General features: G+C 71.3%; 15 protein-coding genes. 10 read left to right on the forward strand and 5 right to left on the reverse strand.

All coding sequences use genetic code 11. From position 1 onward, the window contains the following. Window positions 1-53 precede the first annotated feature (53 nt). A complete protein-coding gene (locus TN53_RS08110; protein ID WP_046257725.1) occupies window positions 54-2,648 on the reverse strand; it encodes an MXAN_6230/SCO0854 family RING domain-containing protein in 2,595 nt (864 codons plus the stop codon). A gap of 151 nt (window positions 2,649-2,799) precedes the next feature. After that, on the reverse strand, window positions 2,800-3,405 hold the full coding sequence (locus TN53_RS08115; protein WP_046257726.1) for a TetR/AcrR family transcriptional regulator: 606 nt from the start codon (window positions 3,403-3,405) through the stop codon (window positions 2,800-2,802). 100 nt (window positions 3,406-3,505) lie between these two features. Here TN53_RS08115 and TN53_RS08120 point away from each other — a divergent pair, with 100 nt between their 5' ends. From TN53_RS08120 to TN53_RS08155, 8 genes are all read left to right on the forward strand, one after another. Continuing rightward, window positions 3,506-4,303 (forward strand): acetoacetate decarboxylase family protein, encoded by a 798-nt coding sequence (locus TN53_RS08120; protein ID WP_046257727.1) that lies wholly within the window; start codon window positions 3,506-3,508, stop codon window positions 4,301-4,303. Window positions 4,304-4,385: 82 nt separating this feature from the next. Beyond that, window positions 4,386-5,270, forward strand: coding sequence for an SDR family NAD(P)-dependent oxidoreductase (locus TN53_RS08125; RefSeq protein ID WP_046257728.1), 885 nt, complete (start codon window positions 4,386-4,388; stop codon window positions 5,268-5,270). 9 nt (window positions 5,271-5,279) lie between these two features. After that, complete coding sequence (locus TN53_RS08130) at window positions 5,280-6,566, forward strand: amidohydrolase family protein (RefSeq protein ID WP_046257729.1); 1,287 nt, start codon at window positions 5,280-5,282, stop codon at window positions 6,564-6,566. After that, the gene (locus TN53_RS08135) at window positions 6,563-7,801 is read left to right on the forward strand and encodes an amidohydrolase family protein (RefSeq protein ID WP_046257730.1); all 1,239 of its coding nucleotides are present in this window, start codon (window positions 6,563-6,565) and stop codon (window positions 7,799-7,801) included. The genes TN53_RS08130 and TN53_RS08135 overlap by 4 nt, the downstream gene beginning before the upstream one ends. 46 nt (window positions 7,802-7,847) lie before the next feature. After that, window positions 7,848-8,558 (forward strand): VIT1/CCC1 transporter family protein, encoded by a 711-nt coding sequence (locus TN53_RS08140; RefSeq protein WP_046257731.1) that lies wholly within the window; start codon window positions 7,848-7,850, stop codon window positions 8,556-8,558. Window positions 8,559-8,671: 113 nt separating this feature from the next. Beyond that, window positions 8,672-9,538: a sterol desaturase family protein gene (locus tag TN53_RS08145; protein WP_046257732.1), complete on the forward strand. Its 867-nt coding sequence runs from the start codon at window positions 8,672-8,674 to the stop codon at window positions 9,536-9,538. Continuing rightward, entirely contained in the window at window positions 9,535-10,194 is a 660-nt protein-coding gene (locus tag TN53_RS08150) for a lysoplasmalogenase (protein WP_046257733.1), read from the forward strand. Before TN53_RS08145 ends, TN53_RS08150 begins: the two co-directional genes overlap by 4 nt. Window positions 10,195-10,230: 36 nt before the next feature. Beyond that, window positions 10,231-11,274 carry a zinc-dependent alcohol dehydrogenase family protein gene (locus TN53_RS08155; protein ID WP_046257734.1) on the forward strand — a complete coding sequence of 348 codons (1,044 nt, stop codon included), beginning with the start codon at window positions 10,231-10,233 and terminating at the stop codon, window positions 11,272-11,274. 16 nt (window positions 11,275-11,290) lie between these two features. Here the strand turns inward: TN53_RS08155 and TN53_RS08160 are convergent, their stop codons facing one another. The 3 genes from TN53_RS08160 to TN53_RS08170 all read right to left on the reverse strand — a co-directional run bounded on the left by TN53_RS08160 (window position 11,291) and on the right by TN53_RS08170 (window position 14,262). Then, complete coding sequence (locus tag TN53_RS08160; RefSeq protein WP_046257735.1) at window positions 11,291-12,298, reverse strand: CopD family protein; 1,008 nt, start codon at window positions 12,296-12,298, stop codon at window positions 11,291-11,293. Window positions 12,299-12,398: 100 nt separating this feature from the next. Then, complete coding sequence (locus TN53_RS08165) at window positions 12,399-13,694, reverse strand: CoA transferase (RefSeq protein WP_095046367.1); 1,296 nt, start codon at window positions 13,692-13,694, stop codon at window positions 12,399-12,401. Window positions 13,695-13,731: 37 nt separating this feature from the next. Beyond that, complete coding sequence (locus tag TN53_RS08170; RefSeq protein WP_046257737.1) at window positions 13,732-14,262, reverse strand: membrane protein; 531 nt, start codon at window positions 14,260-14,262, stop codon at window positions 13,732-13,734. 368 nt (window positions 14,263-14,630) lie between these two features. Here TN53_RS08170 and TN53_RS48190 point away from each other — a divergent pair, with 368 nt between their 5' ends. Together TN53_RS48190 and TN53_RS08180 are read left to right on the forward strand one after the other, a co-directional pair. Next, on the forward strand, window positions 14,631-15,140 hold the full coding sequence (locus TN53_RS48190) for a matrixin family metalloprotease (protein WP_234441527.1): 510 nt from the start codon (window positions 14,631-14,633) through the stop codon (window positions 15,138-15,140). 21 nt (window positions 15,141-15,161) lie between these two features. After that, entirely contained in the window at window positions 15,162-15,557 is a 396-nt protein-coding gene (locus TN53_RS08180; RefSeq protein ID WP_046257738.1) for a DUF6281 family protein, read from the forward strand. The last annotated feature ends 73 nt before the right edge of the window (window positions 15,558-15,630 follow it).

Below are 15,630 nucleotides of genomic sequence, written 5' to 3' on the forward strand. Positions count from 1 at the left end.
GAGGCAACCAACCTCGCGCTGAAGACCGGCAGTTGTTCACCGGGCCCGCCCCCTCATCCCAGCGCCGCCACCAGGTCCCCCGCCGTCAGCGCCGCCAGACCGCAGCCGTCGACGGGCCCCGGCAGCAGCCGGTACACCGATCCGGCCGCGCCCTCGGGGGCCACTGCGCCGTGGACCAGTGCGAGGAACACATGCTTCTTCGCGGCCGCTTCACCCGCGAGGGCGTCGGCGTCCTCGGACGGCTGCCGTCTCTCCGGCGGCTCCAGGGCACGCACGCGTGCCGCGAACTCCGTGTCCGGTTCCCCGATGTGCCGCCGGTAGTGCCAGAGCTCGTCCACCGCGCGCGGATGCGGCGTGCGCCGTACCACCGCGACCTCGTCGCCCCGCGCGGTCGCCCGCCACACGGCCAGGTCCCACAGGGTCGTACGGCCGCAGGAGAAGTACTGATGCAGGTCCTCGGCGACCCGCCCCAGGTCGGCCCCGTGCACATACAGGCTGTGAAAGCCCTCGGCGGCCGGCAGATGCAGGTCGGTCCACAGGAACGTGCGGCGGTCCAGGTCGACCAGCATCGGAACGTGGATGCGCGAGTCGCCCACCAGGTCGTACCGCTGACGGACCGTGCGCGGGTCGTAGGACGCGTCACGGTCCTCCAGGGCGGCGGACGGCAGCGCCATGAAGCCGGCGAAGGCGTCCAGGAGCGCCTCGAACGGGACGTCGTTGAAGCTGAAGACGACGGGCAGCGCGAACCGCACCCCACGGTCGGCGAGCGCGCCGAGGTCCAGGTCGACGTACTCGGTCGCCCCGTCCGGCGCGGGCCCCGAGACCAGATCACCGGAGTGGACCGCCGCACGGCCCTCGTACACGAGGTTGGTGTAGTCGCACAGACCCGCGAACTTCCAGTCCTCGTCGTACAGCGCCACCGACAGGTCCAGGTCCACCCGGGTGCCGGCGGGCTCCATCCAGTGCAGGAAGAGCCGCAGGACCTCGCCCTCGGGCAGCGGCTGGGTGCTGCCGCGCGGCACCGTCACGAGCGCCTTCGCGGCGGCGCTCTCGGCGGCCGGCACCGCGAGACCGGTGAGCGCCGAGTCCAGCACGGCCAGGTCGAGCCGAGGCCCGTCGGCCAGGCGGCGCAGTGCCTCGGCCTCCAGCAGCGCGCACACCTCGTCCGTCACCTCCGACGACAGCGGCACGCGCGTGTCGTCGATCGTGAAGGAGTGGGTGACCTGCCCGCGCGGGAAGAACACCCGCCGCCCGCCCGGCAGATGACGGATCCGCATCCGGCCGAGCGCGGCCAGCAGCGGACCCGGCCCCGCCTTGGGCAGCACGCGGCGCAGGACGTCCCCGAACCCCTCCGGCAGTACGTCGAGTTCGCGCAGCCGCAGCAGATGGTCGAGCCTGCGCAGCAGTTCGCCCGGCCGCTGGGCGAGCAGCTCCAGGGCGGCCGTCATGTCCTTCTCGTGCAGCGCCTGTTCGACGCGTGCCGCCCAGGTGGCCGGCTTGACGCGGACGCCGTCGACCCGGACCGCGTCGGGGTGTGCGGCGGCGGTCCGCAGCAGCGCCTCGCCGAGCGCGCCCTCGGAGGTGTCCGTGGCACGCAGGACGGCGAACGCGAGAGCGGCCTTGGGATGACGGGAGTGCTGCTCGTAGGGGTGCAGGATCTCGGCGGCGCGCTTCCAGGCGCCCGGGTGCCGCAGCACGTCCTCGACCAGCGACGGCATCGCCAGACCGTCGAGTATGCCCAGCAGTTGCCGGCGCAGGGCGCGCGGCAGGGAGCGCATACGGGGCGGGTCGAGCAGGTCGGCCTCGCCGCCCGACCACATGCACAGCAGCCGCAGCACGTCCGTCGCGGTCGTCAGATGTGTGGCCAGGAGCTCGGTCGCCCTCACGCGCGTGTGCCGGTCGAGCAGCAGCATGCCGAGGGCCAGCGCCTTGGTCTGGCGCACCGGGATGTCCGCAGGGAACCAGCCGAGGTCGGCCGGCGCGTGCGACAGCAGGATCTTCACGTCGTCCCGGTCCTGCGGCGGCAGCGGGGTACGACGGGCCAGCAGTGTCAGCAGGGCCCGGACCGCGTCCGCCTTCGCGTCCACGCCGAGGGCGAGCAATTTCAGTGGGCCGACGGCTAGTTCGCGCTCGTGGCGCGGGTGCTCCGGCTTCAGGAAGGGGTCGGTCCGGTCGATACGGCGATGACAGATCGGGCAGCCCGCGTAGTCCGCGCCGTCCCAGCACTGCCGGCACACCAGATGCGCGCACGGCGACACCGCGTGCACGCTGCCGACCGTGCCGCACAGCACACACGGCTGGGCGGGCCACTGCAGCAGCAGGGTGAAGATCCGGTCGACGTAGAGCTGGAACGTGTCGTCCGGCACCGAGGCCGGGAAGCTGCGGAACATCGGCATATGGGTGCGGTCCGCGCCCAGTTCGGCGTCGATGTGCCGGATCAGCTGCCTGCCCGCGTCCCCGAGCCCGGCGGGCCCCAGCCAGGCGAGCGCCGCGTGCAGTTCCGCCGTCGGTGCGAATCCCCGGTCCAGCAGCTCGGCTTCGAGTGCGACGAGCCCTGGCGTCGTCGACGGGTCGCCCGGGCGTGGCCCGGCCTGGTCGACGTAGACGGTACGAAGGCGGCGGAGCAGCACGGACGACAGTACGGACAAGCGGAGGCCCCCGGCGGGAAGGAAGAGAAGAAGAGTGAGGCGGGAGGCGGAGAGTGAGCGCGCTGTCAGCGTCAGAAAGGGAGAAGGAAGCACGCTTGCGGAGCCGCCCCCGCGATCACGAATGTAGGAGAGCACGTCTGTGCGGCGCCACCTATTTGTTTTCGAGCAGTGATCGCGTCAACGCCCGCACGGACGTGACGAACAGCCGCTCCTCGTTCACCGGCCGCGCGAAGGCACGGGCGAGCGCCGGGTCGTCGTACGCGGTCGTCTCCTGCGCGGGCTGCTGCACGGGCGCGCGCTCCCGGTTGCGTTCCACGAGGACGAAGCCCACGACCTGGAACTGCACCGCCCGCACCGCCTCCGCCGCCCGGGCGCCGCGCAGTCCGGCCGCGTGCACCTCGTGCACCAGCGCCCGGCGCGCGGGCAGGAACATCCGCTCGGTCAGGCCGCGTTCGTGGACCATCGCGATCAGATGCGGATGGGCGCGCAGCCGTCGGCGCAGGATGCGGGCCACCGAGACGATCCGCTCGGCCGGGGTGCGGCCGACCGGCCGGAACTCGCCCAGGTCGGTCACGGTCCGCTGGACGAGCGCGTCCAGCAAGGACTCCCGGTTGCCGACATGCCAGTAGATCGAGGTCACGGCGGTGCCCAGTTCGGCGGCGAGCTTGCGCATCGTCAGCGCCTCGGGGCCGTGCTGCTTCACCAGGTTCGCGGCGGTGTCCAGGACTTCGTCCCGGGTGAGCGACGCTCTCGCCATGCTGCCCCCAAGTCCGGCTCGTGCACGCGTATTTACCCCGCGGGGCAGGTGCTGTAACTGTGTTACAGGTGACGGCCCATCAGAAGAAGGGCGGTACGACATGGCACGCGTACGGTACGGCGCACGGACCGAGGCGGAGATCGCCGCCGCGCGCACCGCGAGCTCCAGGCTCCCGGACATCTGGTCCACGGGTGTGGTGGCGATCTGGGAGACCGACCCGGACGCGGTCGCGGCGGTCCTGCCACCACCCCTGAAACCCACGGGCCGGCCACTGGCCCGGGTCAACATCAGCAAGGTCGACCTGCCCGGATATCCGCTCGGCGCGGGCTCGTTCGCGGTCGCCGCGGCCCATGACGGCGTCGAGGGCTGGTATCCCCTCGTCATGCCGATGACCCACGAACGGGCCCTCGTCGGCGGCCGCGAGGTCTTCGGTGAACCCAAGAAGCTCGGCGAGGTGGTCGTCGAGCGCGACGGTCTGATCGTCCGTGCGTTCCTCGCCCGCCATGGCATCGCCTTCGTCGAGGTGCGCGGTGCGGTCGCCGGCGAGCTGCCGCTGCCGGAGCCGGTGCAGAAGACCGACTTCTACTTCAAGTTCCTGCCCGCCGTGGACGGTTCGGGCTTCGACTCCGACCCGGTGCTCGTGCACTGTCTGCGCAACGAGAAGGTCCGCAGGCTGGAGCGGATCACCGGCGACGTCGTCCTGCGCGAGTCGATGTACGACCCGGTCGCCGACCTCCCGGTCCGCCGCCTCGTCGAGATCACCCTCGGCGAGAAGACCAGCGACCAGCGGGGAAAGGTCGTCGAAAGGGTCGACGCGCAGGCCCTGCTGCCGTACATCCATCAGCGTTACGACGACCCGGCCCAGGTCCTCGACGCGCCTCCCGAGGGGAGTGCCTGATGCTGTGTCTTCCCGGGGGACGACCCCCGGACCCCCGGCCGAAAGCGGCGTTGGTTCGAGCGGTGTCGGGAGAGGAGCGGCCGTGAATCTGAGGGAAGGGCAGGTCGCCGTGGTCACCGGCGCGGCGAGCGGCATCGGCCTCGCGATGGTCCGGCGGTTCGCCGCCGAGGGGCTCAAGGTCGTTCTCGCGGACGTCGAGGAGGGCGCCCTGGAGAAGGCCGTGGCGGGGCTTCGCGCGGACGGTGCGGACGTGCACGCGCGTGTGGTGGACGTCGGTGAGCGTGAACAGGTCCTGGAGCTGGCGGACTTCGCCTATGAGACGTACGGGGCCGTCCATGTGCTGTGCAACAACGCCGGGGTCGGTTCGGGCGCCGAGGGGAGGATGTGGGAGCACGAGCCGAACGACTGGAAGTGGGCGTTCGCCGTCAACGTGTGGGGTGTCTTCCACGGTGTCCAGGCGTTCGTGCCCCACATGATCAAGTCGGGTCAACCCGGTCATGTGGTCAATACGTCCTCCGGTGACGGCGGTATCGCCCCGCTGCCCACCGCCTCCGTGTACGCCGTCACCAAGGCGGCCGTCGTGACGATGACCGAGTCCCTGTACGCCCACCTGAAGGCGGAGCACGCACGCGTGGGCGCCTCCGTCCTCTTCCCCGGCCCGCACATGCTCCGCACCGGCCTGTGGGAGTCGCACCGCAACCGGCCCGAGCGCTACGCCAAGGAACGGCCCCGCAGGACGCCGTACCGCAGCCTCGACCAGTGGGAGTCCGCGATGCAGGAGGCGGGCCGCGAGGTGCGGTTCACACCGGTCGAGGAGGTCGCCGAGGCGGTGGTCGACGGCATCCGCGCGGACCGCTTCTGGATGCTGCCGGCGAGCGAGCACAGTGACGCCCAGATCAGGGCCCGGGCGCAGTCGATGCTCGACCGCGCGGACCCGTCGTACCTAGAGAACTTCATCCTGGACTGAGGGGCTTCGATGACCGACCAGGACGACCCGTACCTGATCATCTCCTCCGACTGCCACGCCGGACTGCCCACCGAGGAGTACCGGCCCTATCTGGACTCCCGTTTCCACCGGGAGTTCGACGACTTCCTCGCCGGGCGTGACCGGCGCCGCGAGGAGATGACCCGGCTCGGCATCCGCAACGAGGCGTTCGCGGACAAGTGGTTCCGGGACAACGAGGAGGGCCTGCGCGGGGGTTGGGAGACCGCGCGACGGCTGAAGGAGCTCGACGGCGACGGGGTGGCCGCCGAGGTCGTCTTCCCGGACGCCGACGCGGTCGACAGCCAGACCGCCGCGCCCTTCGGGGTGGGGCTCGGGCTCTCCGGCGATCACGACCCGGAGCTCGGCATGGCGGGCGCGCGGGCGCACAACCGCTGGCTGGCCGACTTCGTCTCCGAGCACCCCGAACGGCACTGCGGGGTGGCCCTGTTGCCGGTCACGGCCCCGACCGAGCGGGTCGTCGCCGAGGTGTACCGGGCCAAGGAGTCCGGACTCGGCGCGCTGATGATCCCGTCCATGTGGGTCGACAAGGAGCCCTACCACGACCACCGTTACGACCCGGTGTGGGCGGCGGCCGCCGAATGCGGGATGCCGGTGATGACCCACTCCGGCGCCGCCCCGCGTCACGAGTACGGCGACCACCTCGGGATCTTCGTCTCCGAGGTCACCTGGTGGCCCGCGCGGCCGCTGTGGTTCCTGCTCTGGTCGGGTGTCTTCGAACGCCACCCGGGGCTGAGGTTCGGTGTCGCCGAGTCGGGTTGCTGGTGGCTGCCGAACCTGCTGTGGTTCATGGACCGCCTCTACCTCGGCGCACACGGCGGCAAGAAGCTCTCGCCCTTCCAGGAGGTGAGGCGTCCGCCCCACGAGTACCTCGACCGGCAGGTCTTCATCTGCGCGACCAACACCAAACGCCGCGAACTCGCCCAGCGCTACGAGATCGGCGTCGACAACATCCTCTGGGGCAGCGACTTCCCGCACCCCGAGGGCACCTGGCCCGACACGCGCGCGTGGCTCAAACGCACCTTCCACGACATCCCGGTCGCGGAGAGCCGCCGCATGCTGGGGCTGGCTGCGGCGGAGGTCTTCGGCTTCGACGTGGCGAAGCTGACCCCGCTCGCCCGCCGTATCGGCCCCACCCCCGCCGAGCTCGGCCAGTCCGCCGACCAGACGGCCGTGGAGGCGTCCTGGGCGCGCTCGCGCGAGGTCGGCCGGCACTGGCTGACGGACCATGACTTCCCGGCCCTGGGGGTGACGCCATGAGCTCCGTGGGTGAGGAGCGCTACACGGTGATCTCGGCCGACTGCCACGCGGGCGCCGACCTGCTGGACTACAGGCCCTATCTGGAGCGGCGCCACCACGACGAGTTCGACGCGTGGGCGGCGACGTACATCAATCCCTACGAGGACCTGCTCGCCGACACCGCCGACAAGAACTGGAACTCCGAGCGGCGGCTCGCGGAGCTGGAGGAGGACGGGATCGTCGCGGAGGTGGTGTTCCCCAACACCATCCCGCCGTTCTTCCCGTCCGGCTCGCTCATGGCGCCCGCACCGGACGCCGGGGAGTTCGAGCGGCGGTGGGCCGGTCTGCGCGCCCACAACCGCTGGCTGGCGGACTTCTGCGCGGCGGCACCGGGGCGGCGGGCGGGTGTCTTCCAGATCCTGCTCAACGACGTCGAGGAGGCGGTGAAGGAGATCCGTCGGTCCGTCGAAGCGGGCCTCAAGGGCGGCCTGCTGCTGCCGGGCACACCGCCGGGCAGCGGTCTCCCGGAGCTCTACTCGTCGACGTACGACCCCATCTGGGCCGTCTGCGCGGAACTCGGCGTACCCGTCAACCACCACGCGGGCTCGGCCTCCCCGCCGCTCGGCGACGAACCGGCGGCGCGCGCTGTCTTCATGGTCGAGACGACCTGGTTCTCGCACCGGGCGCTGTGGCACCTGGTGTTCGGCGGTGCCTTCCGCCGTCACCCGGAGCTGAGGCTCGTGCTCACCGAACAGGGGTCGGGGTGGATCCCGGGTGTGCTGGAGATGCTGGACTACTACCACGGGCGCCTGGTCGCCGCCGCGACGAGGGCGTCCACGGCGGAGTCCAAGTTCGGCGCGGGCCTGGCCGCCCGCATGGGCAGCGCGCCCTCCGAGGTCTGGCGCGACAACTGCTTCGTCGGCGCCAGCTTCATGCGTCCGCACGAGGTCCCGCTGCGTGACCGGATCGGCATCGACAAGATCATGTGGGGGAGCGACTATCCGCACGACGAGGGGACGTATCCGTACTCGCGGGAAGGCCTGAGGTTCGCGTACGCGGGCGTGCCTCGCACGGAGGTCGCCGCGATGGTCGGCGGCAACGCCGCGCGCGTGTACGGCTTCGACCTCGACCTCCTCGACCCCATAGCGGCCAAGGTGGGCCCGACGGTCGAGGAGATCGCCGAGCCGCTCACCGAGCCACCGGCGGACGCGACGAGCCCGGTGTTCGCGAAGGGGGCGTCGGTACGGGTCTGGTGAGCGTCGGTGCGGACCGGAGGGCATCCTGGGTGCGATCCTCCCGTCTGTGACCGAACCCACGCATGACGAGGCCCACGGCGGCGCGCTCGCCGAGCGGCTGAACTGGCTGCGGGCGGCCGTCCTGGGAGCCAACGACGGCATCGTGTCCACCGCGGGCCTCGTCGTCGGTGTCGCCGGCGCCACGGACGACCGCTCGGCCCTCCTGACGGCGGGCCTCGCGGGACTCCTCGCGGGGTCGATGTCGATGGCGGCCGGGGAGTACGTCTCCGTCTCCACCCAACGGGACTCGGAGAAGGCCGCCCTCGCCGTCGAGAAACGGGAACTGCGCGAGCAGCCCGAGGCCGAGCTGGACGAGCTCACCGGACTCCTCCAGGACCGGGGCCTGTCCCGGGACGTGGCCCGTGAGGCGGCCGCCCAGCTCACGGAACGGGATGCCCTGAGAGCCCACGCGCGCGTGGAGCTCGGCATCGACCCCGACCGGCTCACCAACCCCTGGCACGCCGCATGGGCGAGCTTCCTGTCCTTCACCGTCGGCGCCCTGCTCCCGCTGCTGGCCATCGTCCTGCCGCCCACCGACTGGCGTCTGACCGTCACGGTCGTCTCCTCCCTCGCCGCCCTCGTCCTCACCGGCTGGAGCAGCGCCCGCCTGGGCGCCGCCGACCCGGTCCGCGCGGCGCTGCGGAACGTGGCGGGCGGGGCGTTGGCGATGGGGGTGACGTACGCGGCGGGGACGTTGCTGGGGGCGGCCGGAGTCTGAAACCGCCGGTGGTGGCTTTGGCGGAGATCGCCAACAAGTAAGCGCGTACTCGCTGTAATACTTGTCAGTAACAGCGTCTAGCCGCGGCCGACCAGCGGTTCTACGGTCCCCTTATGCCGAACCTGCCCGATGTCGTGCTGTGGTCGATACCCGCCTTCGTGCTGCTCACCGTGGTCGAGGTGATCAGCGTCCGGATCCACCCGGATGAGGATGCCGCCGGATACGAGACGAAGGACGCCGCGACCAGCGTCGGCATGGGGCTGGGAAGCCTCGCCTTCGACTTCCTCTGGAAGATCCCGATCGTCGCGATCTACACGGCGATCCACGAACTCACGCCCCTCCGCGTCCCCGTGCTGTGGTGGACCGTCCCGCTGATGCTGCTGGCGCAGGACTTCTTCTACTACTGGTCGCACCGCGGCCACCACGTCATCCGCATCCTGTGGGCCTGTCACGTGGTCCATCACTCCAGCGAGAAGTTCAACCTCACCACCGCACTGCGCCAGCCGTGGACCACGCTCACGGTGTGGCCGTTCTACGTGCCCCTGATCGCCGCAGGTGTGCACCCCGCGGCCCTGGCCTTCTGCTCCTCGGCGAACCTCGTCTACCAGTTCTGGATCCACACGGAGCGCATCGACAAGATGCCCCGGTGGTTCGAGTTCGTGTTCAACACGCCCTCCCACCACCGGGTCCACCATGCCTCCCAGGGCGGCTATCTGGACCGCAACTTCGGCGGCATCCTCATCGTCTGGGACCGGCTCTTCGACTCGTTCGTCGCCGAGACCGAACGGCCTGTCTACGGGTTGACCAAGAACATCAACACGTTCAACCCGATCAAGGTCGCCACTCATGAGTACGTCTCGATCGTCAAGGACATCAAGGCGGCGCACAGTTGGCGCGAGCGCGCGGGACGGGTGTTCCGGGGGCCGGGGTGGAAGCCGGCGCAGGTGGCGGAACCGGCCGAGGAGACCGTGGCCGCGTGAGACGCCTGCTCGCAGCAGCCTTCGCCCTCGCGGCCGTAGTCGACCTCGTCTCCCTGGCCGCCGGCCGGGACGTCGGGCACACCGTCGCCAAGCCCCTCCTGATGCCGCTGCTCGCCGCATACGCGGCGTCCCGAGGCGCACCCCGGCTCCTGACCGCCGCCCTGCTGTGCGGCTGGGGCGGCGACACCCTGCTCCTCTTCGACGCCGAGCCCGCCTTCCTCGCAGGGATGGGCTGCTTCGCCGCCGGGCACCTCTGCTACCTCGCGCTCTTCCGGTCGTACGACACGGCACGCGCGCGCAGTGCCTTCCTCGCCCCCGCCTACGCCGTCGTCCTCGTCACCAGCGTCGCCCTGCTCTGGCCCGACCTCCCCGCCGACCTGCGCGTCCCCGTCGCGGGGTACAGCCTGCTGCTCACCGCCATGGCGTACGCGGCCGCCACCCGGCTCGGACTCCTCGCCGGGCTCGGCGGCGCGCTCTTCGTGCTCTCCGACAGCCTCATCGCGACCGGCGTCGCGGAGTGGCCCCAGCCGCTCAGGCCGGATCTGTGGATCATGCTCACCTATATCGCCGCGCAGTCACTGCTGGTCACCGGCGCACTCGGCGAGCGACGGCCGCGGGAGTCGGCGTACGGTGAAGTGCGCTCGACCACCCCCTGAGCGCACGTACCACCACAGACGAGAAGGATCCTCGCCATGCGCGCCACCACCATCCACGCCCCCTTCGACATGCGCGTGGAGGACGTGCCCGACCCCGTGGTGCAGCTGCCCACCGACGCCGTGGTCCGCGTCCTGCGCTCCTGCATCTGCGGCAGCGACCTGTGGGCGTACCGCGGCACGGCCGGCCGGCAGCCGGGACAGCGGATCGGGCACGAGTTCCTCGGCGTCGTCGAGGAGACCGGCTCCGAGGTCGGCACCGTCCGCCGCGGCGATCTGGTGGTCGCGCCCTTCATGTGGTCCGACGGCGTCTGCGACTACTGCCGCGAGGGCCTGAACACCTCCTGCGAGCACGGCGGCTTCTGGGGGTCCGTCGGCTACGACGGCGGCCAGGGCGAGGCCGTGCGCGTGCCCTTCGCCGACGGCACCCTCGTCCAGCTGCCCAAGGACGCGGCCTCCGACGACCGGCTGCTGACCGCCCTGCTGAGCCTGTCCGACGTCATGGGCACCGGCCACCACGCCGCCCTCGGCGCCGGAGCCCGCGCGGGTGCCACGGTCGCCGTCGTCGGCGACGGGGCCGTCGGCCTGTGCGCGGTGCTCGCCGCCAAGAGGCTGGGCGCCGAACGGATCATCGCGCTCGGCCGCCACCGGGCCCGTACCGACATCGCCCGCCGTTTCGGCGCCACCGACGTGGTCGCCGAGCGGGGGGACGCGGCGGTCGAGGCCGTCCGTGAACTCACCCGCGGCCAGGGCGCGCACGCCGTCGTCGAGGCCGTCGGTACCGAGCAGTCCATGCGCACCGCGGTCGACATCACCCGCGACGGCGGCACCGTCGGCTGGGTGGGCGTGCCGCACGGCAGCGGCACCGGGATCGACCTCGGCGTCATGTTCGACCGGAACATCGCGCTGCGCGGCGGTGTCGCCCCGGTCCGCGCGTACATCCCGGAGCTGCTGTCCGACGTCCTGGACGGCACCATCGACCCGTCGCCCGTCTTCGACCTCACCCTCGGCCTGGAGGACGTCCCGGCCGGCTACAAGGCGATGGACGAGCGGACGGCCCTCAAGGTGCTCATCGCCAACTGACCCTCCCCAGGGCGGCTCACCAGCGGATCGGCACCGGCATCGCCGTCAGCAGCCCCGACACCACGACCACCACGCCCAGCGCGACGACCTCCGCCCGCGCGGGCGAGCAGGCGGTCAGCGGGTCGGGCGCCCGGCGCAGCCGGAACCGCGCCCACAGGGCGAGCGCGGCGACCACGATCACCAGCAGCACCTTGGCGAGCAGCACCCGCCCGTACGCGGTCGCCGTCAGCTGGTGCAGGATCGTGGCCGGCGGCATCCGGCGCAGCGTGCTGCACACCCCGGTCGCGGTGATCGCGGCGAGCAGGACGACGGCCACGCGCGCGTAGAGGCCCAGCAGAGCCGCGCCCGCTTCCGTCGGCCCCCACCGGCGCAGCGTCCGCAGCGTGTACAGCAGTCCGCCCACCCACAGCGCCGCACAGGTCAGATGGACCAGCGTCAGCCCCGACCCGACCAACGGGCTCTGCTCGGTCGTGGGATGCGCGCGCAGAGCTTCTGCCACGACGACCGCGGCCAGCGGCCAGACCTGGGTGGCGGGGCGGGCCGAACGCGAGCACAGGCCCGCCACGAGGAACGCGTTGACCTCGAGGAGCGCGAGCTTGCCGTCCCGGGACTCGTACAGGCCGCCGACGTCGATCTCGGCGAGGCTGTGCGGCACGAGGTTGCCGGTCGCCACCACCGAGGCGAGCCCCAGCGCGGCGACGAAACCGGCGGCGGTCGCGTACGGGGCCCAGCTGCCCGGCGCGGCCGGGGGAGCGCCGGGCACGGCACGGGCCAGCCGGCTCACGAAGAGCTCGCCCACCGGGACGCACAGCGCCGCGAACAGCACCGCCCGCAGCAGCGCGATGCCGCCGACGCCGGGCGCCGCGGCCTCTCCGGTGCCGTGCAGCGCGGCGGACGGGCCGAGCAGCGGGATCAGCGCGCCGAGCGTCACCAGCACGAGAACAGCGACGGCCTTGCCGGTACCGGAGCGCGGCGAGGGCCCGGTCGCGTCGGAGGCCCCGGCCGTGGGTCTTGTCAAGGTCACCTCATGATCTTCACCAGCTGTCGCAGAACCGGGCAAGTCCAGGAAAACAACTGGCGGTACGGCATTCCGCCCAGGAGTACGTTTTCCGGCCGACCGCCGCTCACGCCCACCGCGCGGGATCCGCTCCCCAGGGCCCCGGTGGCCGCGCCCAGTCCGTCGGCCCGCCCGCGAAGGAGACCGGCGGCAGGGCGTACCGCAGTCGCCCGAGGGCACTGTCCGTCTCGGCGAGCCAGGCATCAGGCCCGTCGTACGAAGCATCCCCGGGGGAATCGGTGGGAATGCCGTTCATCAGCCACTGCGCCGTCCGCGCCAGTGCCAGCCGTACGAACCGGCTGCCGCCCTCGTCGAACTGCTCGGTCAGCGCCCGCAGCACCTCCGCCGCCAGCAGGTACCCCGTGCCATGGTCGAGGGCCTGTGCGGGCAGTGCCCCCGGCTGCTCCACCGACCCCTCCACTGCCGCGATCCCGGTTGCCACCTGCACGAGACTGTCGAACCCGCGCCGCTCACGCCAGGGCCCGTACGCGCCCCAGGCCGACAACTGCGCCACGACGATTCCGGGCCGGCGCTCCGCCAGCGCCTGGGGCGACAGCCCGAACCGGTCCAGCGCGCCCGGGCGGTACCCGGTGACGACCACGTCCGCCGCCGCGAGCAGCTCCTCGAAGGTCCGCCTGTCGGCCGCCAGGTCCAGTGTCGCCGACCGCTTCCCGAAGCCCGTGTCGGCGTGCTGGTCGGGGAGTTCGGGCAGCCGGGGCGCGTCCAGGCGCAGTACGTCCGCGCCGAGCAGGGCGAGCGTGCGGGTGGCGACCGGGCCCGCGATCACCCGGGTCAGATCCAGGACCCGCAGCCCGGCGGCGGGCCGCAGGGGAGCGGCGTCGACCGGCGTGAGCACGCGCGCGGGGGCGGAGTCGAGCCGCCCGCGCTCCACGAGGGGCCGTGCGGCCACGGCCCTGCCCTGCTCGTGTGCGGCCCACTCCTCGGGAGTCCGCAGCGCGACCGCGAGGCCACCGGCCGCGTTCAGGGTCTCCTCGACCTCCAGGGCGGATCGTTCGGCGAACGCGGCTTCGAGGGAGTCCGCCGGGCCCATCACCCCGATCAGCCGCTCCCGGTGGTGCGGATAGTTGGCGTGCGTCCGCACCCAGCCGTCGGCCGTGCGCCAGAACCTGGACAGGGGCGCGAAGTTGACCGGTGCCCGACCATTGATCAACAGATGCCGCTCACTCACGAACGCCGTCGCGACGGCGCCGTCGTCCATCGTCACGGCGGGCACCGCATCGAGCCCGGCCCGCCGTGCCCCCAGCTCGGCGGCGGCCAGCGCGCACGCGCTGACGCAGGCGCGCGCCAATTCCCGTACCGGAAGCCGCGCCTGAAGAGCGCCTTCGCGCATCACCTCAGTCATGACTTCACTATGCATTATTGATCAAATCAACATTGACTCAATCAACATGAGAGGCGGCGGACCACCACAGACGCACCTCCTTGCGCACGTCCGTCGGCCGCAGCTCCCACCCCTGCGCGACGGCTACCTGGGCGACGTACGCGCCGCCCACGCCCCGGTAGTCGCGCAGCGGTATCGCGCACTCGACCGGCGGCCGCGGCTTCTTGGGGTCGCGCGGGACCGAGGCCCTCTTGGTCCAACGGCCGACCGCCTTCTCGACCCGCGCCCGGTAGTACGCGGTATCGCCCTCGTGCCGCAGTTCCGGCCAGCTGACGCACCAGGAAGGCCATTTCGCCAACGGGTCCAGGACGCGGTCCCCGGCCTTGAAGAGGCCCTGCTCGAACGAGGTGCTGAACACCGTGATGATCTCCGTGACCAGACTGACCGCCAGGAAAATGACGAGCGCCACGAGCCACATCAGGAACTGCACGGGCGTGTACAGGACCGTGAGGATGAAACGCAACACCAACTGCCCCTTGGGCCGCACCCGTTCGGGAGCCCAGGCGGCGTGATTCTCATACACATGCATGCCGGAGATCTTGCCGCACCACGCGCGTGAGTGGAGAACAAGCCCTTCCGGCTCGCTGACCCGCCTCTCCCTGTCCGGGTGTTCCGGAACCCGCCCAGTATGTCGGCACGGGCGACCTGTGGGCGGAAAGGGAGGCAGCGGAACACCAGCCGGAACCGGCCGCGGACAGCAGGGCCCTCGGTCTCGTGGGTGACGACTGTCTGTCGGGCCATGACTCCGCACGTCGGCGCACCCTCGTGACCAGCTGTCTGGCGCATAAGTCCCGCCGACGGAATGCGTCCGTCGCTGCGCGATCACTTGTCTTGAACTGCGCAAATTAGTACGGCACCTACACCTGGTACATCGGCGACGGCGGTCTGCCCGCCGGGTTGTCCAAGACGGACGCCATATGGGCGTTCATGGACGCCCTCGACAACATCACCGACAGCTACAACAACTGCGGCTGCAGCGACACGGTCGGCGCCAAGGAGAACTACCTGGCCACCACCAGCCGGGAGGCGAGCGTCAACAAGAGCAGCCAGTGCACCGGCCGGGACGGCCTGAGCGTCTGGGACGCCGGCGACATCAAGGACACCGCCGTCGCCACGACCTGTTCCTACACTTGGTCGATGCCGGGGGTGAAGAACGACCTGCGTGAGGCCGACGTCCGTTTCAACACGTACGACAAGGACTTCACGAACAAGCCGACCAGCAGTTGCGCGAACCGGTTCTTCGACGTCCGGTCCGTCGGTACGCACGAGGCCGGACATATCTTCGGACTCGGTCATGTCGGGGCGGGGCACGAGAACCTGACCATGTACACGGATTCGTTCAAGTGCAAGACGAGCGCCAGGACCCTCGGCAAGGGCGATGTCCTCGCGCTGCGCAGTATCTACTAGGCAGTCCCATGGGAGGCGTCGATGAGAGGGTCCGGGCGATCCGCCGTTCTGCCGCTGCTGGCGGTGGCCGTGGCCGTAGCGGCCGCGGCGTGCACGACGAGCAGCAGCAGTGACGGCGACAGTTCGGCGTCGTGCGCCTACCGGATCCTGTACCAGGACCGTACGTACGAGGACGTCGCGGACGCGACGTTCAAGGCCGGCGGGAAGCTGGGCACCGCCACCCACCCGGCGTGCGACGACACCGGCGGCCAGGACGAGACCCTGCCGGCGGACACGATGACGGCCTACGAGGTGGACGGCGTCCCGACCGAGTTGGCCATCGCGGTCGGCGACACGCCCGCGGACGCGCGACTCGTCGCCGTCTACTCCAACAAGGAACTGCCGCCCGAGGTGCAGAAACTGATCGACGGATCCTGACACCGGTGCGGGGCATCACCGCCCCGCACCGGCCCGGGGTTGAAGCCGGTGCGTGAAGTCCGGGCGGCGCGGC

The sequence above is a fragment of the Streptomyces sp. WM6386 genome, assembly GCF_000972385.1.
Taxonomy (GTDB): Bacteria; Actinomycetota; Actinomycetes; order Streptomycetales; family Streptomycetaceae; genus Streptomyces.

Excerpts from the sequence above, each read along its gene's own strand:
- TN53_RS08130 (WP_046257729.1), top strand. The coding sequence starts at position 5,280 with ATGACCGACCAGGACGACCCGTACCTGATCATCTCCTCCGACTGCCAC.
- TN53_RS08120 (WP_046257727.1), top strand. The coding sequence starts at position 3,506 with ATGGCACGCGTACGGTACGGCGCACGGACCGAGGCGGAGATCGCCGCC.
- TN53_RS08170 (WP_046257737.1), bottom strand. The coding sequence starts at position 14,262 with ATGCATGTGTATGAGAATCACGCCGCCTGGGCTCCCGAACGGGTGCGG.
- TN53_RS08180 (WP_046257738.1), top strand. The coding sequence starts at position 15,162 with ATGAGAGGGTCCGGGCGATCCGCCGTTCTGCCGCTGCTGGCGGTGGCC.
- TN53_RS08135 (WP_046257730.1), top strand. The coding sequence starts at position 6,563 with ATGAGCTCCGTGGGTGAGGAGCGCTACACGGTGATCTCGGCCGACTGC.
- TN53_RS08115 (WP_046257726.1), bottom strand. The coding sequence starts at position 3,405 with ATGGCGAGAGCGTCGCTCACCCGGGACGAAGTCCTGGACACCGCCGCG.
- TN53_RS08165 (WP_095046367.1), bottom strand. The coding sequence starts at position 13,694 with ATGACTGAGGTGATGCGCGAAGGCGCTCTTCAGGCGCGGCTTCCGGTA.
- TN53_RS08145 (WP_046257732.1), top strand. The coding sequence starts at position 8,672 with ATGCCGAACCTGCCCGATGTCGTGCTGTGGTCGATACCCGCCTTCGTG.
- TN53_RS08155 (WP_046257734.1), top strand. The coding sequence starts at position 10,231 with ATGCGCGCCACCACCATCCACGCCCCCTTCGACATGCGCGTGGAGGAC.